The following is a 22,560-nucleotide window of genomic DNA, read 5'->3' as shown; positions in this document are numbered from 1 at the left end:
CATCGAGGTGCGGGAAGCTCAGGCGGTGACGCCGGTGAACTGGTGCGCGTGGTCCAGCAGCGACTTCTCGGTGATCTGGTCGTCGGTGAGTTCGGCGATGATGCGCCCGCCGTCGATCACCAGCGCGCGGTCGGCCAGGGCCGCCACCTCGTCGGCGTCGGTGGAGGCGAAGACGACGGCCACTCCACGCTCGGTCAGCTCGCGGCAGACGTCGTAGATTTTTCTGCGGGCGCCGACGTCGACGCCCTGGGTCGGCTCGTCGAGCAGGAGCACCGAGAGCTCGTCGATGCGGGCGAGCCAACGGCCCAGGACCAGCTTCTGCTGGTTACCGCCGGAGAAGGCACCGCCGGCCCGGCGCGCGTCCGGCGGCTGAAGGTCCAGCGCCGCGGCGGTCCGCTGGAAGAGGCCACGCTCCCTGCGCGGGCGGCGGAGCAGTCCGGCCGCCAGGCGGCCGAAGGACGGCAGGAGCAGGTTGTCGGAGGCTGATCGGGTGCCCCAGAGCGCCTGCCGCTGACGGTCCGACGGAACGAGCGCGACGCCGGCGCGTTGCACGCGCGCCGGGGACGTCATCGCCATCCGGGCTCCGTTGACGGTCGCCCGGCCGGCGGTTGGCCGGAAGCGTCCGGACACGGTCTCCAGCAGGGAGGTGCGTCCGCTGCCCAGGACGCCGTACAGCCCGAGGATCTCGCCGCGGCGGGCCTGCAGGGATACCGGACCGAACCGTGGACCGGCGAGCTGGTCGACGTCGAGCACCACGTCGCCGGCGGTGGCGGTACGCGCGCGTGCCGCCTCGGCGGTGCCGCCGGAGATCGCGGCCACGAGCCGCTGCGGTTCCAGCGTCGCCACCTGCTCCTGCAGCGTCACCAGGCCGTCCCGCAGGACGGTCACCTTGTCGGCGATCCGGAACACCTCACCCAGCCGGTGCGTGGTGTAGATGATGCGGGCGCCACGCTGCTTCATCCGGGCCACCTCGGCGAACAGCCGCTGCGTCTCGCTCTCGGACAGCGACGCGGTCGGCTCGTCGAGCACCATCACCTTCACGTCGGTGCGGTGCCAGGCCTTGGCGATCTCGAGCAGTTGCTTGGTGCCGATGGGTAGGGTGCCCACCTTGGCGTCCAAGGGGACGTCGATGCCGAACTGGTCGAGCAGTTCGCGCGCGATCCGCCGCTGGCCGCGCCGGTTGATCACTGGCCCCCGCCGCAGCTCATGCCCCAGGAAGAGGTTGTCGGCCACGGAGAGTACGTCGACCAGGCTGAGGTGCTGGTGGATCACGGCGATGCCGAGCTCGAAAGCACGCGTGGGCGTCAGATCTTCGACCGGCGCGTCGTCGAGGTGGATCGAACCGGCCTCCGGATTGATCGCTCCGGCGATGCACTTGATCAACGTTGACTTGCCGGCGCCGTTCGGTCCGAGCAGTGCGTGCACTTCACCCGGGGCGACGCTCAGGTCGACTCCGCGCAGCACCCGGAAGCCACTGTAGGACTTCGTGATGCCGACCATCTGCAGGGTCATGGCTCTCCTCTAGGCTGGCCCGGCACGGACAGCGGGTCCGCGCCGGGCCGTCCGGTCAGCTGTAGTCGCTGAGGTAGTCCTTCAGCTGCGGGTTGTCTGCGGTCAGCGGGACGGGCGGCACGTTGACGCCCGTGTTCGCCTTGCCCTCGAGCAGGTCGGCGGCGACATCGGTCACGGCGAAGCCGATGTCACGGATGCGCACTGCTACGGAGACGCGGTAGATACCGCCCTTCGCCACCGCTTGCAGGCCCTCCTTGGACCCGTCCTGCCCACCGATGAAGATGTTCGGGTCGTCCGCAGCCTTGCCGGCGTTGAGGAAGGCCTGTTGCGCGCCGATTGCGACGTCGTCGTCATACCCGAGGACCATGTTGAGGTCCGGGTGGGCCTGCAGCACCGTCCGCGTGATCTGCTCACCGTCAGCCCGGGTGCCGGCCTTCTGGGTCGAGACGATCTCGATGTTCTTGGCGTCTCCGAAGGTCGCCTTCAGTCCGTCGTCGCGCTGCGCGCCGACGGCGAGGTCGCGGTTGTTGAGCACGAGAACCTTGACCGGGCCGGTGTGCTTTGCCGCCCAGTCGGCGGCGGTCTTGCCCAGCGCCTTGCCACTCTCCAGCCCGCTGAACAGGATGTTCGCATCCTGGTTCTTCAGCGGCGTCGCGTAGGAGACGAAGACGGTGCAGTTGCCGCGGGCCTGCTTGGCCAGCGGCTCCATCGATGCCGGCTCCAGTGGGTAGGAGACGATCGCCGGCAGCTGCTGGGTCACCCACGTCTGCATGTTCTGGTTCTGCTTCTGCAGATTCTCGTCGTCGGCGGTGTAGCGCAGCTCGTAGCCCCGCTCCTTGGCGCGCTGCTCGGCGAAGCGCTTCAGGTCGCCGTAGACCGCCAGCGACGTCAACGGGTAGTCGAACCCGATGACCTTGTCCTTCTTGCGTTCACAACTGCCCGACTTGGCGGCGCTGCCGGTGTCTTCCTTGACGCCGCCACAGGCGGCCAGCGGCAGGGCGACGGCGACAGCGATGAACGCCGCGGATAACCGCCAGCCGGCGGCGCGATGCGTGGTGCGGTGAGACATTCGATCTCCTAGCACTGGTGGATCGGCGCGGACAAAGCGCCGGAGGCGGATCAGAACTTTTTGCTGTTGCGGTTACGGAAGTTGGTCAGGACGTTGTGCACGAGCCGGGCCACGTTGTTGTCGAACCCATTCCAGGGCAGACAGCCGGTGAAGCAGATCGACCCGACCGAGAAGACCGCGCCGCCGCCGGCGTGCTCGACGAGCACCATGTCGGAACGCACGTCGGCGCAGTCCTCGCCGCCGAGCCCGGGAGCGAGCATGAGGACGTCTTCCACGGCGAGCTGGTAGTAGTTGCTGTGCCGGCCGGACGTGGCGAGGACCGCGGTGTTCGGCGGGCTGCCCAGCGCCGGATCGTAGCGGTCCAGTTCGTCGCCGCAGGCGCCGTTCATGATCAGCCCGAAGTCGCCTATCTCATGGTCATCGATGCCCTCGAACGCCCACGAGTACTCCGGCCGGTAAGACACCTCGCTGCGGATGAACGGGGGCGCCTTCTCGTCCCAGCCCTGGCTGCACATGCCGACACCGACGAGCTTGTTCGGCGACCGGCCGCGCCAGCGCCACAGGCCACCGCGCTCCCCCGTCGTGCTGAGGTGGTGCTCGCCCGGGGCGGCTTCCCAGGTGCGGATGCCGGCCGAGCGCCGTATCTCGAGGACCTCGGGGCGCCGCGGGTCGGCCGAGGTGACCCAGTAGAAGCCGTTGCCGCCGAGGTACATCAGGCAGCCGCCGGACTCGACGTGCACCTGCACCGCGTCGAGCATCGTCCCGCTGTAGTACTCGGGGTGCGAGCCGGTGACCACGACCTGGTACCCGTCGAGGGCGGCCGCGCCGTCGGCGTCGATGTCGTGGTCGGTGAGCACGTCGTACTCGATACCGGCGTGGTCGAAGAACGCCACCGTGTACAGGTCGGCGCCGAGGTGGCGCGGGGCGTTCTGCAGCCACATCCGGTAGTCCGGCCGCAGGTTCGGGATCGGGCGCAGGAAGCTGGAGTAGCAGACCCCGGAACCGTCGCTGTGATGGTCGTACAGGCTGGAACCGAACTCGGGGTGCTCGGCCAACAGCCGGTCGTGGAAGCCCGGCACGATTGGGTGGTCGGTGATCCCTGCGGCCTCGTAGTCCAGACGGTCCATGAGCCGCTCGTTCGCGTAGGCGACATACGTGAACGTCGGCAGCACGAAGGCGACCTTCTTGCGTGCCGCACCGACGGCTGGAAGCACCGCGAACGGGATGTGGTCGACGTCGGGTGACGGCAGCTCGGCCGGAACGGTGTCCGCCGACCGCAACCGGATCGCGTACACCCCGCTCGGAAGGTCCGCGGGGAGGGTCACGGTGGCGTCGATCTCCCACCCGGCGTCGATGAGGTCGTCGTCGTGGAAGTGGATCGCACCGTACTGCTCGGGCGCCTGGCGGAAGTCGTCGACGTCGCCGGTCCAGTTGGATCCGGTCATCGCCCGGGCCGGCCCGTTACGGAGCTCGCCGTGGTGACCGTTGCCCGTCATGTCGACGGCGACGGCCAGGTCGGTCACGTCCTCGAACGCCCAACGCGCGGCGACCATGCCGTCGCGGCGAACCTCGGGAGCTTCGATCTTGCCGTTGTAGAGGCCGGCTGGGACGGGGTGTCCGGTGTGCGTGACCACGTCAAGCGCAGCTGCGACTACTTCGGAGGCCCGGTCCACGGACACGCCGGCGCCGGACTGCGGGGTGCCGTCGTGGTCGGCCGGAAGTGGGTTCAGCGCGGTGACCGCGAGTTGACACCGGTCCGTCGCCACGGTGGCGGTCAGCCGGTACCAGCGGCGCTCCAGCAGCGGCTGGCCGGCGCGGACCACGATGCCGTCCGGCGTGGTCAGCACCGGGGTGCCGGTCTCGTCGAGCGCCAGTGCGACCACGTGCCGACCCGAGTCGTCGGTCAGCGACAGCACTCCCTGGACCCGGCCCACCTGGGGGGTTGTCGGCCATACGGTTGCGTCGAGCCCGATCTCGCGTGCTCCGGTGACGACCCCGGATGCCCGCAGGTAGGAACCGGGGTGGATGGGCTGCAGGCGTCCAGGGATCCGCTGGGTGGTGACCGCCGGGACGCCGTCGGTGCGGAACCCGGGCCCGGCGGGGTTGACGTCGCCGTGACGCAGCCGGACCAGGTCGAGGGTTACCCAGTCGGCGTCGGTACTGGCTCGCACGTCGACTGCATCCCCAGGGCGGTAGCTGAGGCGGTTGAGATAGCCCGTCAGGAGCACGTCTGCATCACCGAACCATTCCTGGAGTCATGCCCGTTCCTCCCCACACCAAGAGGGAGAACGGGCGTAGCGGTTGCCGCGAAGGTAACAGCATGTGGGTTTCACCACAAGACTCGGCGGAGTGTTGCCCGTACTTCCTCTGACCGAGGATTCCTCGTGACTGTTGGGCTTAGCTCCGAGCTACTCGGCCAAGGTCCGCCGCCTGCGACCACAGACAGGAACGACGGGCACCAATCGGGTCACAACAGCCTGAGACGACGGCTCTCACACCGTGATCGCGGGCCGGGTTCCGGCACTGCCGGCAGGATCGACAACAGCCAGAGCAAGCGGACGAAAAACCCGATGCACCTCGACGTGCAGCCGGTTGACTGCACCCGAGATCAGGAGGTCGAGCGACTGCTCGGCCTCGGCGCTCAACTGGTCGCGGACCATCGACGTCCAGATGGCTTGGGCTGGGTAGTCCTCAAGGACCCAGAGGGAAACGAATTCTGCGTGGTACGCAGCGCCTCCGAGCGGTCTTGACGCCGGAGTCCCTCGGGACAGGACCTGGCCCCGCAGGAGTGGGCGCGCCAGCGACGGTGGCTTCAAGCAGTCGGGTGGGAGGGCGCCATGGGCAGCGCGGTCTCCATCGGCTGCACCGACGAGGCGTGGGTGACTACAGAGCCGAGACGGTCACGAGGATGACCTGGAAGGTGTCGCCGGGTCGCAGACGGAACTCGTAGTTGACGCGCAGACCGGTGGAGGTGCCGTCGATGTTGAACCCTGCATCGCCCGTTTCCGCGTTCGTGTGGTCCGCAGCCGATCGGATCCAGTTCTCGGCTGCGTTGCTGTCGAGCCCATACTTCTGCACACCATCACGGATCAGTGCAACGTATTCTTCATAGTCTTTTGTCGAGAGCAGGTAGCTGACTGTGGTGATGTCCGGGCGGTCGCCGGTGGTGAAGAAGCTGATGTGATCCGTCAAAGCGGTGATGGTGCCGTGCGGAGCCGTGATGTTCAGCTCGATCTTCCCGTTCCCGATCGTGGAGATCGACGGCGCTGAGGCGCCATCAGCGAGACCGACGGCGGACTTGCGGAGGGAGCCACCGGTCATATCGAAGTTCGCACGGCGTTCGTCCTTGATCCTGACGACACCGGCATCATCGAGTGCGGAGAGCCCGGAATCGTGCGCCGATGCGCTGGTGATCACGGTGCCACCGTCCACAGGCACCGATACCTGACACCCGGCCAGCGCCAGCGCACCGCTGGTGGCGAGGACCGTGAGGAGGAGGCGGGCCGATCTCACGCCTGCACCCACTTCGCGTCGACGGTCGCTCCGGTCCAGCCCCTTGAAGCAACGGGACAACGTTTCCCCCCTCTTTTCCGATTCCGAGCATAGCGGCGGGCTCGCGAACCCCGATGGGGCAGGGGCAAAGCAAAGGGGACTGTTGCATTACCGGTTCGGTAGACACGGTGAATCGCGCTGGGAGCGCTGGTGAGATCGCCTGGGCCAGCTCGGTGAACGCCTCGGCCACCCGAGTGGCGGGTGGGGAATCGATGGCGAGTTCGTAGTTGTCCGCGGCGGAGGTTCCGGACGAAGGCATGTCCTGTGATGATCGTTTGAGCTGTTCGGTCGTGCGTAGCCCTCGCATCGGTTTGAGTCGGTGCTTGAGCTGGCCGTGGTCGGATTCGATCGGATTGTTTGCATACTGCTCGACGTGGTGCCACGCCTGCGGGATCAGCTCGTCGAGCACGCCGGGATAGATCGCAGCCGCGTCGGTGATCACCTCGGACGGCGTCACCTTCACCGTCGCCAGTACTCGCCGGAAGAACCGCCGGGCTGCGGCGGCGTCACGGCGGGCGGAGACGAGCACGTCGATAACCTGGCGGTGCTGGTCGATGGCCCGGTACACGTACCGCCAGACCCCGTTGACCTTGACGTAGGTCTCGTCGACGAATCACCTGTCACCTGCCGTGTGGCGGCAGAACCGGGCGGCGTCGGCCAGCAGCGGGCTGAACCGCTGCACCCACCGGCACACGGTCACGTGGTCGACCTCGACGCCGCGCTCGACCAGCAGCTCTTCAACATCGCGGTAGGACAGGTTGAAGCGCAGGTACCAACGCACGGCGAGGACGATCACCTCGGGCGGGAAGCGGAACCCGGCGAACGACGACGTCGGCGGAGACCAGGACCGAGCACGAGACGGCGACCTCACCGGTGCAGCCTGACCTGGCTGGGCAAGCCCTCATTCGACCTCGCTTCGTTCAACGCAACAGCGCCGGTGGACCGCCCTGGGCTCGAACCAGTGACCTCTTCGGTGTGAAACGGGAGGCGGGGATGCACCTGACCTGGGGGAACGTAAAGCAGGACGCCGGTCACGACCACCGCCGGGCTTGCTGCAGGGTGGAGATGAGCGCGAGGGTGGATTCGGCGCCCTGGTTGAGGTTGGGTCCGTGCGGGGTCAGCCCGTCGTAGCCGCCGCCGGTCGCCGGATCCCACATCGGCGTGCCGACGTCGTTGTCGCCGAGGAACCACCCGACCGCCTGCCGTATGCCGGTCTCCCAGCCGGGGTCGCCGGTGACCGTGGCGGCCGTGGCGCAGGCGTCGGCGAAGGCGGCGACCTCGATGGGCTGCTGGTCGTGGCGAGGCCGCACCGCGCCGCGTCGCCACCCGGCGGCCGGCACGACCGACAGCCGTCCGTTGCGGAGTTGGACGTCGCGCAGCCAGTTCAGCATCCGCAGCCCGTCGTCGAGCGGTGGGCCGTCGTGGCGCAGCTGGCTGGCGGCGATGAGCACCTCAGCGAGGGCCGCGCTGGCATAGGTCAGCCGCTGCTGCGGCCAAGGCCACCGCGGATCCGCCTCGGGAGTCCCGATCGTGGTGGCGGCGTCGGCCAGCAGCGCGGCCGCGGCGGCGTGGCCCGGGTGGCGGCGCAGCACCTCGGCCGCGCCGAGCCCGGCGAAGGCCATCGCGTGCGGGGCCGGGGAGCGCCGGGTGGCGCCTCGGCTGAAGGCGACGAGCGCCTCTTCCCGGATCCAGGCGGCGGGACTGCGGGCGGCGGCGGTGCCCAGCCCCCACAGCGCCCGGCCCGACCAGTCGCCGAGCCCGGGCTGGTCGGTCCAGCGCCGGTCGTGACCCAGTCGGTTGTGAAAGGCACCGGCGGCGTCCTGCGCGTGGGTCAGGAAGGCGAGGTAGCGCTCCGCGAGCCGGAGCACCTCCTCGGTCGGCTCCGGCTCGCGGCTGGTGACGACCAGGCCGCGGGCGACGTCGTCGGTGCAGTAGCCGTGCTCGCGGCGGACGATGGCGTGCCGAGCGTGCTCGAACAGGCCGGTGTCGTCGCTCAACCGGCTCAGGTGCGCGAAGCTCGGTCGGGGCACCAACTGCCGCCGACCGCTGTCCGGCGTGCGGGAAAGGCCGGTGGTCGCCGTCACGCCGACGCCGCGCTGACCACGGAGGGGCGGGTGGCGACGAGCCGCTCGGCGAGGGTGCCGTAGCGGGCCGCCACCGCCGGCCAGCGCAGGTCCGCGGCCAGTGGCCGGATGCGCCCGGCCAGCCGGGCGGCCAGGCCTGGTTCGGTGAGGATCCGCCGGATGGCAGCGGCCAGCGCCGCCGGATCCTGATGGGGTACGACCAGACCGGGGCCACCGGTGAGCAGCTCGACGGCGTGGGGAAACGCCGTGGCCACGACGGGTACCCCGGCGGCCACCGCCTCGATGAGCACCCCGGAGGTGACCTGCTCGCGGGAGTCGTAGGGCAGCACGACCACGTCGGCGGAGTGGATCAACCGGCCGAGGGTGGGCTGGTCGTGGTAGATGTCCTGGTAGTCCACGGCGTACGCGACGCCCAGCTGAGCGCCGAGCCTGTGCAGTCCCGCCCGGTACGCCTCCCCCTGGTGCTCGACCACCTTCGGATGGGTCCGGCCGGCGACGGTGTAGGTGGGTGTCGGGTCGAGGTCCTGCAACCGGGCGAGGGCCCGCAACGACCACTCGACGCCCTTGCCGGGACCGAGCAGCCCCCAGGTCAGCAGATGCGGGCGGGTACGGCGGTCGGCGGGTACGCCGACGTGCTCGGCGGCACCGTGCTGGATGACCGTGACCTTGTCCGGGGGCGCGGTGTAGCCGACGAGCAGCCGATCGCGGGCCGCGTTGGTCATCGTGACGACCGCCCCGGCGGCGGTGACGATCTGCTCCAGCAGGGACCTCTGCCGAGCGGTGGGCTGGCGGAGCACGGTGTGCAGGACGACGATGCTGGGCACGGTGAGCCGGCGCAGCAACGGCAGGACGTCCTCGCCGTCGGCGCCGGGGTAGATGCCGTACTCGTGCTGGACGACGGCGACGTCGAAGGTGTTCAGGACGGTGGCGGCGTCCCGCCATCCGGCCGTGGTACGAGTCGACCAGAGGTGCACGACCCCGGGTCCGGCCCGCTGGTCGTCGCTGCGGTCGGTGACCCGCACGATGCCGCCGCGCGTGCCGTCGGCGGTCAGGTGGGCGGCGAGGGCGGAGTTGAAGGTGGCCAGTCCGCACCGGGTCGGCGGGTGGGTGCTGAGGAATCCGTAGCTGGGCATGGGTGTCGGGCCTTCCGGTTGTCGGCCGCCGCCGGCAGTGCGGGGGCGAACCTCACGCGGTGACGGTGCACGCCGGCCAGCGTGTGTGGCCGGCGGAACGGATTCGGGGCGGGGCCGCTGCCTGTTCAGCAATCGACGGCCGCCCGGCGGATTCAGCGTCGGGTGAGGTGGTCGTAGACGGCCAGGTAGTCGGTGACCATCCGGTCCGCGCCGAAGCGCTGCCGGGCCCGCGCCCCGCAGCCGGCCCGATCGAGCCCGGCAGCCCGGGCGACCGCGTCGACGGCCTGCTCGACGGTGTGTACGAGAAATCCCGTCACCCCTTCGTCGACGACCTCCGGCATCGATCCCCGGGCGTACGCGACGACCGGCGTGCCACAGACCATCGACTCCACCACCGACAGTCCGAACGGCTCGTCGAAGGCGATCGGGTGCAGCAGGGCGGTGCTGGCGCCCAGCACCTCCGCGCGTCGTCGAGGGCCGACGGATCCGAGGAAGACGACCTGGTCGCCGTCGATGTGTGGGGCCACCTGTTCGGCGAAGTACCGCTCGTCCTGCACGATGCCGCAGATGGTCAGGGGCCGGCCGGCGCGGCGGGCGATCTCGATGGCGGTGTGGGTGCCCTTGTCGGGATGGATCCGGCCGAAGGCGGCGAGTCCGGGGCCGGCGTCGCGGGTGAACGGCAGCCCGGTGAGGTCGACGCCGTGGTGAACCGTGGCGACGTAGTCGAGCTCGGCACTCCGGTCGGCATCGGAGATCGACACGTAGGACGAGCGGGCCCGGGCGTACGCGGGGAGGATCCCCGCGTCGGAGAAGCCGTGGACGGTGGTGAGCAGTGGGGCGCGGCAGTGTTCGGCGAAGGCGAGCGGCAGCCAGTCGAGGTGGCTGTGCACCAGGTCGAACTGCCCGGAGCGGGCCATCGCGTGGGAGACGTGCATGGCCTCCCACACCCGGCCGTCCATGGCCGGATCGTCGGCGTACCCCCGGGGGGACACGCCGTCGAGGGTGGCGGAGGTGACGGAGTCGAGCGTCGCGAAGAGGGTCACGTCCACGCCACGGGTGACCAGCCCTTCGGCGAGCAGGCCGGTCACCTGTTCCCAGGGGCCGTAGTGGTGTGGGGGTGTCCGCCAGGCGACCGGTCCGAGCAGTGCGACCCTCACGGGGACGGCGCGTCGGCGAGGTCGGCCGGATCGAGACGGAGGGTGGCGAGCAGCCCGGCGTGCTCGTCGGGGTCCACCCGCTCCGGTAGTTCGCGCTCGACCCAGTCGGCCCTGACCTGCTGACCGCGTTCGCGAAGAAGGCTGACGATCCGGTGCCTGGCGATCCTCATCGGGTGCTCCCTTGTGAAGCCGTCCGCAACGGTCATGCTCACGGACGGCGGTGTGGACGCGCCGGTCGGATTCCACCACCGGCCGTCGAGGTGCGCGGCGAACCTGAAACGTGCCATGAGCGGCGGATCCTGCTGCCGGGACGTGATCGGCGATCAGCCAGCACGACGGGCACGCTGTGGCGATGGGCATGACGATTGGTCAACGCCCCTGGCGGGCTGGTGGCGATGGCACCTTGCGGCCACCGGGGACCGGGCGAAATGCTCACCGTACGGGGATCTCGATGGTGACGTCGAACTCCACGCGGTTGCTCCGCCCTTCGGACCTTTCGTCGGTGATCGACGGTCAGTGATGGCTTCGGGGTCCGGGACTTCGAACCGAAGTCCCGGACCCCGTGCCTCCCGGCCCGGGCCGGTTGGAGCGTTCAGGTCCGGGCCGGCGCTGTGGATTGTCGATCGGGCTGACCGTGGCCCCCTTCGGTCTCCCAGACGGCTACATCGTCGCCGTGTCGTGCCAACCGTCGCGAGCGAGGGCTGGGCGGTATGAACTGGGTACCGGCGCGGGTGGTGTTGGCGGGGCGGGAGGCCGCGAGCAGGGCCGCCGTCGCCACGGCGTACGTGGTCTCCGGCGCTATCACGGCCAGGTCGATCCGCAGATCCCGCGGGCCTGTGACGATCACCAGCGCGGCCCCGAGGGTGGTGAACCAGCCCACCCGCACCACGGCGCCGCCGACGCCGATCCGGCATGGATGCCTGTCCCACGCGGCCGGCTGCAGCATGATCCGTTCGATCACGCCGCCACGCTGGGCGGTGAGCGCGGTGACCAGGCCGCACAGTTCGACGACCGGGTCGCGTGAGGTCGGCCACCAACCGCCGTCGAGCATCGCGCGGCTGGACGGCGAGTCGGCCAGCCGCAGGCGTGCCGTTGGCGGCTCACGGGTGCAGACCCACGTCATGCGGTCCGCGGCAGAGCGGATCATGAGTTCCGTCCCTTTGGTACGTCGGCGCCCAGGTCGGTGCCGGCGGGGTCTGGACGGGTGATGGTGGTGGTGTAGGGGGTGCGGTGCCTGCGGGTCGACAGCCGCAGCTGGATGATGCGCCGCATGGTGGCTTGGATGGTCACCAGGAGCACGCCGAACACCGCGGCGAGCAGCAGCGCGACTCCCATCGGCAGTTGCCCCTGCGCGCCGAAGAAGTGCACGTCCGTGCGCTGGCCGTTCTGCAGGATGAAGATCAGTAGCAGGAGCAGCACCACGGCGGGCGCCGTGAACGCGACCAGCGAACCCGCGGTGCGGAACGGCGGCACAGGGCGGGGCCGGTCGTTGATCTCCGGGCCGGACTGGATGTTGGTGGAGCTGGCGGAGCCGAACCTGGCCATTGCGGACCTCATTCCGACGGTGGCGCGTGAAGTACGCGAACCGGAGCCGCCGGGGTCCAGGACGACAGCCTCAGCCTACTCTCCGCTGGGCTGATCGGTACGCCCGAGATGTCGGATCTACCAATCCGGACAAACGCCCGCCGCCGCATCCGCCCCTCCCAGGACCACGCAGAAGAGCGGACCTCCTGCAGCCTGGAACAGGCTGACCGCCGCTTCCCGACCGGGTCGCTGCGCAGCCCGTCAGTACCCGGTCAGCGACCACCTGACAGCGTTGTCAGCAGCAACGGCAGGAGCAGGACGGTTACGAGCAGCATCACCCGCACCCGACCCGCACGCCGTTCGACGGCGCGCTTCACCCGTACGCCCAGCCGCACCGGGATGGCTCCGCACGGGATGACGGAGGACTCAGTCGTGACGGACGGACCAACTGCCATCGAAGTCCTCTCGTGGTCGTTTGGCGCTCTCCTCGGGGCGATCGGATGTGACCGGGACGTCGGCTCGTGAGCTCGGCGTTCCGGCCCTGAGCTGGGCCACGGAACGCTTCAACAGCCGAGACACGTGCATCTGCGATATTCCGACCTCGGTGGCGATCCGCGCCTGGGTCATGGAGCGGTAGAACCACATGGTGAGAATTCGACGCTCACGCGGGGCAAGGTCGGCGAGCAGCGGCAGCAGCGTCAGGTGATCGTCCACGGCCGCGTAACCGGGATCGACGGCGCCGATGAGCTCGATGGTCTCGACATCGTCGGCATCCTGGTGGGGCGCGTTCAGGGACGCCAGGCGGTATGCCTGCGATGTGGTGAGGGCAGCGAGGACGTCGTTGACGCCCACGTCCAGGTGGCCGGCGAGTTCCGCGTTGGTCGGGTGGTGGCCCTGTCGCTGCGTGAGCTCGGCCGTGGCGGCTCGCACCATGCTGTTCAGTTCCTGGGCGCGGCGCGGGACCCGCATTGCCCATGTCGTGTCGCGGAAGTGCCGGCGGAGGGCACCGAGAATGGTCGGGACCGCGTAGCAGGAGAACGGCACGCCTCGACGGACGTCAAAGTTGTCGACGGCCTTGACCAGGGCGAGGGCCGCGACCTGGGCCAGGTCGTCGTAGGGCTCTCCGCGTCCGGCGTATCGGCGGGCCAGTCGGCTGGCCATGGGCAGATTGCCCTCGATGATCCGGGTCCGCAGTCTCGTACGATCGGGATCGTCGCAGCTCAGGGCAGCGCGTCGCCGCAACATTTGTTCGCTCGTCGCCGGCACTTCACCCGCCGGCGGATGCCGGGGAACGGCAGTCGCCGTCGCGGTGGGGAATGCCATTGTTCAACGCCCCTTAAGGCTGGTGGCGGCGGAACTGACGGCCACCGGGGGCCCGGGCGACAAACCTCACCGTACGCCTCATCGCGCCGACTCGCACCGCCGGTCGCCGGACGGCGGGACGACACAGGCCCCCTGGCTGACCGGGCAGTCAGGCGGAGAGGTTGGCTGCCGTTCCTGGCGCGAGCTGCTCGGAGCCGTCGACGATCGCCTGAGCGAGATCGGACAGCCGCCGGTTGTGGCTGCGGGCGCCGTCGCGCAACAGCGCGAAAGCCTCACCCACGTCCACCTGGAGGCGCTCAGCGAGGACACCTTTGGCCTGCTCGATCAGAACTCGGCTGTTGAGTGCGGTCTGCAGTTGCTCGGTGAGGATGTCGCGGTGGTGGATGGCACGTTGTTGGAGCAGCCCGATGGTGGCCACGTCCGCCAGGGCCTGCCCAATCCGGACCTTGCCTTCGTCGAGGGCGCCCGGGCGGGTGTCGAAGAGGTTCAGCGCGCCGATGACCTCGGAACGCAGGCGCATGGGCAGGGCGTGTACCGCGATGAAGCCGACTTCGGCTGCGGCGGCGGTGAACCGGGGCCAGCGGTGGCCGGCGGTCCGCAGGTCGATGACCGACACGGGCTGGCCGGTGCGGAAGCAGTCCACGCAGGGCCCCTGGTCGGTCTGCAGCTGGAACAACTCCAGGAGCCGGGTGCGTTCGGAGGAGGCCGCCATCACCTGAAGGTTGTCCTGCTGGTCGGTCACCAGCAGCCCGGCCGCCGAGACGCCCAGCAGCTCAACACACCGGTCGGCGAGCACATGCAGGAATTCAATCACGTCGAAGTCGTCGACGAGTGTGTCAGCCACTTCCACGAACACGTCGGACATCTGGATCTCGGCCATGCCACTCACCCTCGGCATACGATAGTCCCCGGTCAGCCCGTCGTGCTTGCCGTGGTGGGTGTCGGCCTGGCCCAGCCAGTTCTACAAGGTATACGGAAACAGGGGAAGGTCAGCTACCGATTCGGGTAGCAGACTGACGGCCCGAGTCGCGCCGCCACGGACGGCCGCCTCCGTCGACCAGATCGACGAGGTATGCGAGCACACCGACGATCAACGCCCACTGGCACCGGCGAGGGGCACCGTACGGGCCCCAGTAGGGGCGCCTCAGCTCCTGCCCGGGCGGCATAGCAGCTCAGCGCATGGCGACGCCGGTCGGGGGTGGGGGGAATCCGATGTCGTGCAGGCGCCCCTGCCTCGCCGTGACCGGCGACGACGTGAACGGACGACGTGATCGGAGGCGACATGACGACGCTGACCCTCCGCCGGACCGGCCGCCGGTGGTGGACCCTGACCACCGCGACGGGTGCACCGCGCGGGACGCTGCGGACCGGTCGAGGGCTGGGCTGCGCCGAGGCGACGGCCGCCGACGGCACCTGGCCGGCGCGGGCCCACGGCCGCCGTCGGCTGCGCGTGACCGCGGGGCCGCCGGGTGCCGTGGCACTGGAACTCGACCCGCCGCTGGCCCGGTTGCCCGGCCGGGACGTCCCGGCCCGCTGGGAGACCCCGCGTGGCTTCCGGCGCTACGGCGCTCTGCTGACCGACACCTCCGGCCGCGTCGCGGCCCGGACCTCGCCACGGCCCGGCGCGCCGGTCAGGTCGAGGTGACCGGCCACCACCCGGACCTCGTGGTGCTCACCGTTTGCTTCGCACTGCTGAGTCGACGACGCCGGGACCGGATGACGGCGCTGTGGGTCGCGGCGATCACCTCGCACGGCCCCAGCTGACAGTCATCGACCCGGCCGGGGCCCCCGCCTCCCAGGGGTGGCCAGTCGGCTCCGGTGCACCCCCTCGCGCAGCTCGTCGTCCCCCATCACCAGGTAGACCAGCGGGCAGTCCTGCGGCCCGGTGACGTCGAGCTGGCAGAGGGTGCACGGCTCTCCCGGACGGATCGGGCAGCTCGCCGCCGGTCTGGTGGTGGTGCTCACGCCCACCACGGTCCGCCGCGCCGGCCGGCGCGGGTAGGGCCGTTGGTCACGGAGACGCGCGGGCCAACCTCGAGGTGGTGCCCAGATGGTCGGGCGGGATCCGGCGTTTGGTGAGCTCGTTGACGGCGACATACACGACGGCGGGCACGGCGAGGGTGCCGAGCACCGGAAGCGGCGGCGGCGCGAGCCCGAGCGGCCGGGCGAGCGGGCTATACGGCAAGGCCACCGTGACCGCGGTCCGCGGCTGTTGCAGCTGCTCGGGGTCGGCGTGGTCGGTGGAGATGGTGGGATGTCGGAGAGGAAGCTCAGCAGCAGGACCTGACGCGGCAGCAGCGGCAGGAACGGCAGGAACGGCAGGACCAGCGTCGCCGCGCTCATGCTGACCACGTTGCCGAACGAGGCGCTGGTGTTGACCCGGGTGTACTTGAGGGTGTTGGTGAAGGTGCGCCGGCCCAGCCGCACGCCGTCGGCCACCACGTCCAGGCTCTTCTCCAGCAGCACGATCGCGGCGGCCTGCTTGGCGACATCCACGGCGGTGTCGACGGAGATGCCGACGTCGGCGGCGTGCAGGGCGGGCGAGTCGTTGATGCCGTCGCCGATGAACCCGACGACGGCGCCGCGGGCCCGCAGCGCGGTCAACACGCGTTCCTTCTGGGCAGTCAGCCGGGCTTGATCTGGCCGAGCTGCACCAGCAACTGAACTCCTCGGTACGCTTCGGCCATGTCCCGGCCAGTGAACGTCACTGTACGTGCGCCAGGGGCACGGGCGAACCCGGGAACCAGGGTCGCTAGGTCCACTGTGTACGGGCCGTAGAGATCGACCTCGACCTCGACGGGCTCGGACAGGACCAGCGGCTGTACGTGGCCGCGCTGCCGTACCGCCCGGCCTGCTGCTTGCCGAAGTCTCTCCTGCGCCTCAGCGGGGTGCAGCACGTCCGCCGCAGCCTGACCGAGTGCGCGTTTGACCTCGACGGTCGCCGCGCCGGGGACGAACTCGCGCAGCTCGGCGCAAGCCACATCGTCGCCGCTGAGCAACACCACCGGCGCGCCGAAGTGACCCGCCAGGGCCGCGTTGAGGCCGATCTCGCCCATCGGCCGTCCATTGAGCCGCACCTCCAGCAGAGCATCGCTCATGGTGTGTGCCAGCACCGCCGGTCCTGAACCGGCCCGCGCGTGATATCCGACGAGCAGCACCGCATCCGCGCCCGCGTCGAGCCCGGCCATCATGCCGAGCGGGCGGGGCTTGCCGCGGACTAATCGAGCACGCCGGTCGAGCTCCTCCACCAGCAGGTTCCGGTAGGGCCCGTGCGCGTCCGCCACCAGCACGACCGCGTCAGGCTCCGCGTCCAGCACACCGGCGACGGCCGCGTTGACCTCCGCTGTCATCAGCCTGCGAGACCGCTCGTAGTCGTATCCGCCCGGATTGGTCTCCGTGACGTGGACGATTCCCGAGATCCCTTCCAAATCGGCCGAAATGAGCACCGTAAGCCCCGTCGTCATCGCACCACCGTACTGGCATCCCGCACGACACGGAGCTGACCACCTTCAATGAGACAGATGCCAGATATGTGAGACGGGACAGTCGCGGCGCCACGGCCGGCCATCACGCCTCAAGGAAGCGAAACGATCTTGAGAAGAAGGCCGCGACCGAAGCCCGAGAAACCAGACGCGCCGCCCTGGCCAGGTTCAGCGCGAGGACCTCGGCGACCGCGGGTCGGCCAGGCCGACAAGTACCGGCAAACCGATCACATGTTCCAGGCGTGGTTGCTCACTACGACAGCTTGTCCCAGACGTCGGTCGCCAGTGCTTCCGCGTCGTCCAACCGGGCGTTGAGCGAAGCTGGCGTAGTCGCCAGCGCGCCGAACAACGCGTGGGCGCGCGCGTCGAAGTCGGCAGGCGCGATCGGAAGAGCTCCGGCGCTCTGCACCGCGCCCTTCTCATTGAGCACCCAGCACTCGGCCTCGGCGTGCAGCGCGTGAACAAGAAGCCCTACGACTCGGAAGAGGCAGCCAGCGGTATAGAAGGCGTCACCGCGAGCTGCCCCCTTACGTGCACCCGACAGGGTAAACGGCACCGCCCAACGCGCGTTGGCGATCAATGCGGCGCGCAGCGGTTGCGGGTAGCAGCGTGTCTCCTGCTGCAAGGCAACGAGTTCCCGGGTCGGATCCGCAAGGACCCGGCCCAGGGACAGCTCGCCGACGTAGGCGTGCGAGTACACCCCCAACGGATGGCCAGCCTGCACGCCCACCTCGAACTGTCCGATTTGGCACTCCCGCCAGATGCGGTGCACCCGGTCCAGATCTCGATAAATCCAATCGATCTGGAGGCCGTCCATCGTCAGCCAGGCGCCGCCGTTCACCCATGGTCCCCAGCCGCCGGGTTCGGTCACCTCAACCCGCGCGCCAGTCAGCTCGGCGGCGAGCACTCGCAAGGCGGCGGTATCCAGCGGGGCTCGGTAGTACAGGCCAAGGTCGTAGTCAGAGTCAGGGCGGTGAGTTCCCCGTGCCCGGCTACCGCCTAGGCACACCCCGACAACACCGCCGATGCCGGCGAGCCGGCTTGCGATGGCCATCAGACGATCCACGACAGCGAGTCTGCTCGCCGGGACCCGGTCACGGCGAGCCCTTATCCCCCGCCAGTGGCTAGACGTGGCCTCGTTCGCATCACCGGGTACCGCTCGTCCTGCTGTCCTGCCTGCGTCAGCGGGCCGGCCTGGTCGAGTCGGTCGTCAACCGGCCGGCCTCGGTCGCCACAGAGCCTGCTCTCAGCTGCGCCTGGAATGCACCCCGTTCCCTTGCAGGTCCCCGCGAGGTGGCTGGCCGCACAGGCCGGGCCGGAAGCCTGTGCCCGCTCGTCACCCGCGGCCCGTCCGGGCCGCAGGTTCCCGCACACGGTAATGGAGGTTCCATCGTGAGTTGTTCGCCCGCGCCACGGTCACCCGCGCCACCGCCCGCGCCCGCGCACGCCGCCGCACCCTCACCAGCGAAGGCCCCGACGCGCTGATCCGCGCAGGCGAAGACGCGGTACGCACCACGTTCGCCCGCTACGCCGACGCCCAGGTCCTCACCGACGACGAGCTGGCCTGGCTCACCCTCCTGCTGCCCATCCTTATCGAGGTCACCGCGACCAACCGCGAGGACGCCATCGAGACCGCCGAAGCCGCCGTGGAGACCGCCCTCACCGGCGCCGAGCTGGAGGTGCGCATCGAGTAGGACGGACGCGAACGCGACGACGCCGAACGCCCCTACCGTTCGGAGAATCTCGGTGATTCTCTTCCTGCTTCGTAGGTCCGCGCCCCGGCAAGCCGGGGACTTACTGGTCGTTTCAGAATGAGGACACCGCATCATCCGAGGGCGCGCGGCCCGGCCGCGCGCCCGCCGCGTCGGCTGCGAAATTCGCTGTCCGGTTGCCGGAGCACGGTGATAGACAGCCGGAGTGGAACAGACTCTGGAGTTCCCCGATCTGCTGCGGCTGATCGACGAACGGTCGACCGCCCTCCGCGCCGCGGTCGCCTCCGCGCCCAGCCTCGACGTGCAGGTGCCGACCTGCCCCGAGTGGACGCTGTTCGATCTGGTGCAGCACCTGGGCGAGGGGCGCCGCTCCTGGGCCGCCACCGTCGCCGCAGGGCCTACCGCCTCGGCCAAGTCCGCATCGGAGGGCCCGGCTGCGCCTCGCGAGCGCGAGGCCCTGCTGGCCTGGTTGGCCGCATCGACGCAGCAGCTAGTGGACGCACTGTGGGAGGCCGGTCCGGATCGCGGTTGTTGGACGTGGTGGGGTACGTCGCAGTCGCCGCAGACCTGCGGTGCCGTCGCCCGACACCAGCTCCAGGAGATCGCGGTGCACACCTACGACGCCAGGTCACCCTGGGCGCCCCGCAGCCGCTGCCGGACGAGGTGGCACTCGACGGTGTCGAGGAGTTCCTGTCCACCTGCTGCACAACGACGGCCGCCTGGCCGCACGAGCCCGCTGCCGTCGATTACCACGCCACCGAGGGCCGCTCCTGGCGCAACCGGCTTTCCGCCGACGGCGCACGGGCCGGCCGCCTGCCCACACCCGGCACAATGCCCGCCACCGCCACCGCTGCGGGCGAGGACCCGGACGCGGCCGACGCCTCCGCCCGAGGCACGGCCAGTGAGCTGGTCCTGGCCTTTTACGGCCGTATTCCGGTGGACTCCCTGAAGCTCGACGGCGACCGACGTCTCTTCGACCTGCTTATAGCCTGGGAACCGGATGAGTAGGACGTAACGATGCGCCACCTGCTGCCCCCCGGGCCGACGGGGACACGACTGTTCAGCTCCGCCAGGCTGTCGGAACATCGGCACCGCCCTCAAGCCGACAAGGGCGGACTGACGGCACGCCACCAAGCCGACCGTCTACCTGGTAGATCTCGAACTCCCGGCCTCCGCATGGTCAGGGACGAGTACGTCGACAGCCGGCAGCCGCCGACCGGCTCGCTGGTCCAGGTTCAGCGCGCTGGTGTACCCCGGTTCCGGCTCGAGATCGACGCCCTGGCCGTGCTCGCCGAGCCGTAGACCGGTTCACCTCTGCCAGCCCGGCCGCATGAGCCGATCGCGTCGTCCAGGGTGTCGGCATCGGCTTGGGACAGCACCCGCCAGATCGTCGTCTTACCCGGTGCAGGTGCCGGGGCCGCCCCGGTCCGCATGTACAGCTCGGCCAGCACCTCGGCGGGCACGTCCGCGACCCAGCCGGCGATCGCGCGGTAGCCGGTCGTCCCCGCCACGGTCGCGCCGCCGCGGCCAAGGCGAGCACCGCCGCCACCGGATGGTCACGTCCTTGACCGCAGCGCCCATCGGTTGCTCCTCGAAACAGTTCGAGCAGGTCACCGCGCGCCTCGCCGAGGGGGACACGGACGAGCGGCTCGGCTGCCACCGACTCGGCCGCCAAGATGGCACACTGGGTCACGACGAAGCTCCGCGCGCAAGTGATCTGTGAGAAGACCCTTGCTAGCCGGCGCTTCGTTCCATTCTGGACAGAACACGCCGCGCGTGATCAGATCGCAACCTACCTCACCAGACCCTCACCAACAGGCTCGCGATCTTGGAACGGCCCTGTCCCGCGCCGTGACACGCTACCCCGGCCACAGGCACGGTGCGGGGACGACGATGTGACAGTCAGAAAGGAAGTATCAATGTCCAGCGAGCAGTTGTACGACACCATCGGAGCCACCTACACCGTGACCCGGCGTACTGAACCGCGCATCGCCGCGCGGATCTGGGCTGCGCTCGGCGACGCCCGGACCATACTGAACGTCGGGGCGGGCACCGGGTCCTACGAGCCCCCCGACCGCTACGTCCTCGCGGTGGAACCGTCGGTGCTCATGCGTTCGCAGCGCCTCCCGGACGCGGCGCCGTGCCTGGTTGGATCTGCCGAGGGCCTGCCGTTCGATGACCAGTCCTTCGACGCAGCGATGGCTTTTGCCACCGTTCATCACTGGCAGGACCCGATTGCCGGCCTGCGCGAGATGCGGCGTGTTGCTCGCCGCGTGGTGGTGTTCACGCACGACAGCAGTGACGCTGGATGGCTTCGTCGGTTCTGGCTTACTCGCGATTACCTGCCTGAGGTCGCGGACCTCCTTATCGGCCGGCCTTCGCTGACCGAGCTGGCCCGCGCGATTGGAGCCCGGGTGGAGCCGGTGCTCATTCCGTGGGACTGCGCTGACGGCTTCTTCGAGGCCTACTGGCGCCGGCCCGAGGCATACCTGGACGAGAATGTCCGTCGCGGGGTATCGGTCTGGGCCAGGGTCGGGCCAGACGCCGAGCAGAGAGTAGTGCACAGCCTCCGTGATGACCTTGCATCCGGTCGGTGGGCCGAGCGCAACCGCGACCTCGTCGATCTCGACGCAGCAGAGCTTGGCCTTCGCCTGCTTATCGCCTGAACCCGCCACATCTGGGTACGACTTCGCTGCCCGAAGCCACACTCACCAGGCCCCGGCTCGCACCGGTCAACGGTCAACTTCCCGGAGGCATTGGAGGAGCATCCTTGATCACGAGTGCGCAGTCCAGCGCAATCACCCGTGCCTGCGAGATATAGATGATCTCCGTGGTGCGGAGAAAGGGCCCCGACGGGGCCCCACTCCTGCTCGGCGAAAACGTCTCCGTGCTGGCCCGCTGAACACCAACCGTCGTCCGGCGACCGCTCTGGCGGCAGCGCGGTCGCCCAGCCCCCGCTCACCCGGTCGTGCTCCTGCAGCACACGGGCCGATGGGGCATGCCATCACGTCCACGACCGTCCACCCTGACACCGTCGACGTCGACCCGGACATCGCGCGGCCGGCGCCGTCACGACGCCTGCCGCGCGGATCGCGGCAGGTGAGGATGCCGATCGCTCCAGCCGGGCGCTGATCTTGCAGACGACACCTCGCACGATGGCTCGGCGCATAAGGAAGACTGGCGGGCATGGCTGACTTGGGCGATGCGAAGGCTGCGCTGCACCACTACCTCCAGGCGACCCGCGAAGACCTGATCTGGAAGCTCGACGGGCTGAGCGAACGCGAAGCCAGACTGCCCCGCACCGCGACCGGCAACAACCTGCTGGGAGTCCTCAAGCATTGCCTCAATGTCGAAGCCGGCTACTTCGGGCTCACCTTCGGGCGCGAATTCCCGACGCCGGAGGAACTGGTCCCCATGCAGGCGTTCGAGGAGGACCCGCAGGCAGACTGGTACGCGCGGGAGGAGGAGACGAAGGATGGGCTGATCGACCTGTATCGCCGCGTCGGGGTGTTCGCGGATCAGACGATCGAACAGCTACCGCTCGACGCGCCGGGGCAGGTGTCGTGGTGGCGGCCAGGTGGACAGGCCGTGACGCTGCAAAGGATCATCGTCCACGTGACCTGCGACCTCGCTCGTCACGCCGGTCACGCCGACATCATGCGCGAGCAGCACGACACGGCGATCGGCCTGCGGCGGGAGAACACCAACATCCCTCACGACTATGACTGGCCGGTGTACGTCACCAAGCTGACGAAGCTGGCTGACCGCTTCGGATAGCCGCCCGGTCCCGTCGGTACAGTCGGTGAGTTCAGCATCCGCTCTTCGGCAGGACCGCGCGTCGAGCGCCGCCCGGCCTCGTCACTCAACGTGACGCACCATCGGCGGCAGTTGAGGATATCCAGCTGGCGCGACAGATTCTAGTGTTCTGTCTCGCAAATAGCTAGCCGTTTTAGTAGACTCTGGGCGTGACACGTGCTGCCGCACCGCTGGTGCTCGAACCCGGCCAGCGGGA

At 69.5% G+C, this 22,560-nt stretch carries 21 protein-coding genes and 4 pseudogenes; 8 read left to right on the top strand and 17 right to left on the bottom strand.

The features are described 5' to 3' along the window. Window positions 1–18 precede the first annotated feature (18 nt). From AB0I41_RS30350 to AB0I41_RS30340, 3 genes are read right to left on the bottom strand one after another with little or no spacing between them, the layout of a single operon-like run. Entirely contained in the window at window positions 19–1,512 is a 1,494-nt protein-coding gene (locus AB0I41_RS30350; protein WP_357114014.1) for a sugar ABC transporter ATP-binding protein, read from the bottom strand. A 55-nt stretch (window positions 1,513–1,567) separates the two neighbouring features. Further along, on the bottom strand, window positions 1,568–2,581 hold the full coding sequence (locus tag AB0I41_RS30345) for a sugar ABC transporter substrate-binding protein (protein WP_357114013.1): 1,014 nt from the start codon (window positions 2,579–2,581) through the stop codon (window positions 1,568–1,570). 50 nt (window positions 2,582–2,631) lie between these two features. After that, on the bottom strand, window positions 2,632–4,752 hold the full coding sequence (locus tag AB0I41_RS30340) for a N,N-dimethylformamidase beta subunit family domain-containing protein (RefSeq protein WP_357114012.1): 2,121 nt from the start codon (window positions 4,750–4,752) through the stop codon (window positions 2,632–2,634). Between the two features lie 390 nt (window positions 4,753–5,142). On the opposite strand from AB0I41_RS30340, the pseudogene AB0I41_RS30335 reads away from it, so the two are divergent. Beyond that, window positions 5,143–5,331, top strand: a pseudogene (locus AB0I41_RS30335) (VOC family protein); the annotation flags it as partial. Window positions 5,332–5,464: 133 nt separating this feature from the next. Here the strand turns inward: AB0I41_RS30335 and AB0I41_RS30330 are convergent. From AB0I41_RS30330 to AB0I41_RS30280, 11 genes and pseudogenes are all read right to left on the bottom strand, one after another. Further along, window positions 5,465–6,094, bottom strand: a complete 630-nt coding sequence (locus AB0I41_RS30330) for a hypothetical protein (protein WP_357114011.1) — start codon at window positions 6,092–6,094, stop codon at window positions 5,465–5,467. Window positions 6,095–6,407: 313 nt separating this feature from the next. Further along, a pseudogene (locus AB0I41_RS30325) lies at window positions 6,408–6,731 on the bottom strand (DDE-type integrase/transposase/recombinase); the annotation flags it as partial. A gap of 15 nt (window positions 6,732–6,746) precedes the next feature. Then, window positions 6,747–6,929 carry a hypothetical protein gene (locus AB0I41_RS30320; RefSeq protein WP_357114010.1) on the bottom strand — a complete coding sequence of 61 codons (183 nt, stop codon included), beginning with the start codon at window positions 6,927–6,929 and terminating at the stop codon, window positions 6,747–6,749. A gap of 235 nt (window positions 6,930–7,164) precedes the next feature. Further along, complete coding sequence (locus AB0I41_RS30315; protein ID WP_357114009.1) at window positions 7,165–8,217, bottom strand: glycosyltransferase; 1,053 nt, start codon at window positions 8,215–8,217, stop codon at window positions 7,165–7,167. Next, window positions 8,214–9,350 carry a glycosyltransferase gene (locus AB0I41_RS30310; protein ID WP_357114008.1) on the bottom strand — a complete coding sequence of 379 codons (1,137 nt, stop codon included), beginning with the start codon at window positions 9,348–9,350 and terminating at the stop codon, window positions 8,214–8,216. The genes AB0I41_RS30315 and AB0I41_RS30310 overlap by 4 nt, the downstream gene beginning before the upstream one ends. A 152-nt stretch (window positions 9,351–9,502) precedes the next feature. After that, on the bottom strand, window positions 9,503–10,507 hold the full coding sequence (locus tag AB0I41_RS30305) for a glycosyltransferase family 4 protein (RefSeq protein WP_357114007.1): 1,005 nt from the start codon (window positions 10,505–10,507) through the stop codon (window positions 9,503–9,505). Then, entirely contained in the window at window positions 10,504–10,677 is a 174-nt protein-coding gene (locus AB0I41_RS30300) for a hypothetical protein (RefSeq protein ID WP_357114006.1), read from the bottom strand. The genes AB0I41_RS30305 and AB0I41_RS30300 overlap by 4 nt, the downstream gene beginning before the upstream one ends. 422 nt (window positions 10,678–11,099) lie before the next feature. Then, window positions 11,100–11,654 carry a DUF5994 family protein gene (locus AB0I41_RS30295; RefSeq protein ID WP_357114005.1) on the bottom strand — a complete coding sequence of 185 codons (555 nt, stop codon included), beginning with the start codon at window positions 11,652–11,654 and terminating at the stop codon, window positions 11,100–11,102. Next, window positions 11,651–12,052, bottom strand: coding sequence for a LapA family protein (locus AB0I41_RS30290; RefSeq protein ID WP_357114004.1), 402 nt, complete (start codon window positions 12,050–12,052; stop codon window positions 11,651–11,653). Before AB0I41_RS30290 ends, AB0I41_RS30295 begins: the two co-directional genes overlap by 4 nt. 405 nt (window positions 12,053–12,457) lie before the next feature. Beyond that, on the bottom strand, window positions 12,458–13,354 hold the full coding sequence (locus tag AB0I41_RS30285) for a SigB/SigF/SigG family RNA polymerase sigma factor (RefSeq protein WP_357114003.1): 897 nt from the start codon (window positions 13,352–13,354) through the stop codon (window positions 12,458–12,460). A gap of 148 nt (window positions 13,355–13,502) precedes the next feature. Beyond that, a complete protein-coding gene (locus tag AB0I41_RS30280) occupies window positions 13,503–14,234 on the bottom strand; it encodes a GAF and ANTAR domain-containing protein (RefSeq protein WP_357114002.1) in 732 nt (243 codons plus the stop codon). 402 nt (window positions 14,235–14,636) lie between these two features. Between AB0I41_RS30280 and AB0I41_RS30275 the strand changes: the two genes are divergently transcribed. Then, on the top strand, window positions 14,637–14,999 hold the full coding sequence (locus tag AB0I41_RS30275; RefSeq protein WP_357114001.1) for a hypothetical protein: 363 nt from the start codon (window positions 14,637–14,639) through the stop codon (window positions 14,997–14,999). Window positions 15,000–15,121: 122 nt separating this feature from the next. Here the strand turns inward: AB0I41_RS30275 and AB0I41_RS30270 are convergent, their stop codons facing one another. The 3 genes from AB0I41_RS30270 to AB0I41_RS30260 all read right to left on the bottom strand — a co-directional run bounded on the left by AB0I41_RS30270 (window position 15,122) and on the right by AB0I41_RS30260 (window position 17,902). Then, complete coding sequence (locus AB0I41_RS30270) at window positions 15,122–15,982, bottom strand: HAD-IC family P-type ATPase (RefSeq protein ID WP_357114023.1); 861 nt, start codon at window positions 15,980–15,982, stop codon at window positions 15,122–15,124. Beyond that, the gene (locus AB0I41_RS30265) at window positions 15,979–16,818 is read right to left on the bottom strand and encodes a M55 family metallopeptidase (protein WP_357114000.1); all 840 of its coding nucleotides are present in this window, start codon (window positions 16,816–16,818) and stop codon (window positions 15,979–15,981) included. The genes AB0I41_RS30270 and AB0I41_RS30265 overlap by 4 nt, the downstream gene beginning before the upstream one ends. A gap of 271 nt (window positions 16,819–17,089) precedes the next feature. Further along, window positions 17,090–17,902 (bottom strand): nucleotidyltransferase domain-containing protein, encoded by an 813-nt coding sequence (locus tag AB0I41_RS30260; RefSeq protein WP_357113999.1) that lies wholly within the window; start codon window positions 17,900–17,902, stop codon window positions 17,090–17,092. Between the two features lie 331 nt (window positions 17,903–18,233). Here AB0I41_RS30260 and AB0I41_RS30255 point away from each other — a divergent pair, with 331 nt between their 5' ends. From AB0I41_RS30255 to AB0I41_RS30230, 6 genes and pseudogenes are all read left to right on the top strand, one after another. Continuing rightward, on the top strand, window positions 18,234–18,530 hold the full coding sequence (locus AB0I41_RS30255; RefSeq protein WP_357113998.1) for a hypothetical protein: 297 nt from the start codon (window positions 18,234–18,236) through the stop codon (window positions 18,528–18,530). Between the two features lie 223 nt (window positions 18,531–18,753). After that, a pseudogene (locus tag AB0I41_RS30250) lies at window positions 18,754–19,296 on the top strand (maleylpyruvate isomerase N-terminal domain-containing protein); the annotation flags it as partial. Continuing rightward, a complete protein-coding gene (locus AB0I41_RS30245) occupies window positions 19,212–19,556 on the top strand; it encodes a hypothetical protein (RefSeq protein WP_357113997.1) in 345 nt (114 codons plus the stop codon). The pseudogene AB0I41_RS30250 and the gene AB0I41_RS30245, both read left to right, overlap by 85 nt. 168 nt (window positions 19,557–19,724) lie before the next feature. After that, window positions 19,725–19,850, top strand: coding sequence for a hypothetical protein (locus tag AB0I41_RS30240; protein WP_357113996.1), 126 nt, complete (start codon window positions 19,725–19,727; stop codon window positions 19,848–19,850). Window positions 19,851–20,455: 605 nt separating this feature from the next. Continuing rightward, a pseudogene (locus tag AB0I41_RS30235) lies at window positions 20,456–21,214 on the top strand (class I SAM-dependent methyltransferase); the annotation flags it as partial. Window positions 21,215–21,734: 520 nt separating this feature from the next. After that, on the top strand, window positions 21,735–22,325 hold the full coding sequence (locus AB0I41_RS30230) for a DinB family protein (RefSeq protein ID WP_357113995.1): 591 nt from the start codon (window positions 21,735–21,737) through the stop codon (window positions 22,323–22,325). The last annotated feature ends 235 nt before the right edge of the window (window positions 22,326–22,560 follow it).

It is taken from the genome of Micromonospora sp. NPDC050200 (assembly GCF_040656135.1).
GTDB lineage: Bacteria > Actinomycetota > Actinomycetes > Mycobacteriales > Micromonosporaceae > Micromonospora.
This window is presented reverse-complemented; position numbering and strand designations above follow the sequence as displayed.

Bases quoted from the DNA above. Each gene is read 5' to 3' on its own strand.
- AB0I41_RS30350 (WP_357114014.1), bottom strand. From the start codon at position 1,512: ATGACCCTGCAGATGGTCGGCATCACGAAGTCCTACAGTGGCTTCCGG.
- AB0I41_RS30345 (WP_357114013.1), bottom strand. From the start codon at position 2,581: ATGTCTCACCGCACCACGCATCGCGCCGCCGGCTGGCGGTTATCCGCG.
- AB0I41_RS30310 (WP_357114008.1), bottom strand. From the start codon at position 9,350: ATGCCCAGCTACGGATTCCTCAGCACCCACCCGCCGACCCGGTGCGGA.
- AB0I41_RS30300 (WP_357114006.1), bottom strand. From the start codon at position 10,677: ATGAGGATCGCCAGGCACCGGATCGTCAGCCTTCTTCGCGAACGCGGT.
- AB0I41_RS30295 (WP_357114005.1), bottom strand. From the start codon at position 11,654: ATGATCCGCTCTGCCGCGGACCGCATGACGTGGGTCTGCACCCGTGAG.
- AB0I41_RS30290 (WP_357114004.1), bottom strand. From the start codon at position 12,052: ATGGCCAGGTTCGGCTCCGCCAGCTCCACCAACATCCAGTCCGGCCCG.
- AB0I41_RS30285 (WP_357114003.1), bottom strand. From the start codon at position 13,354: ATGGCATTCCCCACCGCGACGGCGACTGCCGTTCCCCGGCATCCGCCG.
- AB0I41_RS30280 (WP_357114002.1), bottom strand. From the start codon at position 14,234: ATGGCCGAGATCCAGATGTCCGACGTGTTCGTGGAAGTGGCTGACACA.
- AB0I41_RS30275 (WP_357114001.1), top strand. From the start codon at position 14,637: ATGACGACGCTGACCCTCCGCCGGACCGGCCGCCGGTGGTGGACCCTG.
- AB0I41_RS30265 (WP_357114000.1), bottom strand. From the start codon at position 16,818: ATGACGACGGGGCTTACGGTGCTCATTTCGGCCGATTTGGAAGGGATC.
- AB0I41_RS30240 (WP_357113996.1), top strand. From the start codon at position 19,725: ATGGTCAGGGACGAGTACGTCGACAGCCGGCAGCCGCCGACCGGCTCG.
- AB0I41_RS30230 (WP_357113995.1), top strand. From the start codon at position 21,735: ATGGCTGACTTGGGCGATGCGAAGGCTGCGCTGCACCACTACCTCCAG.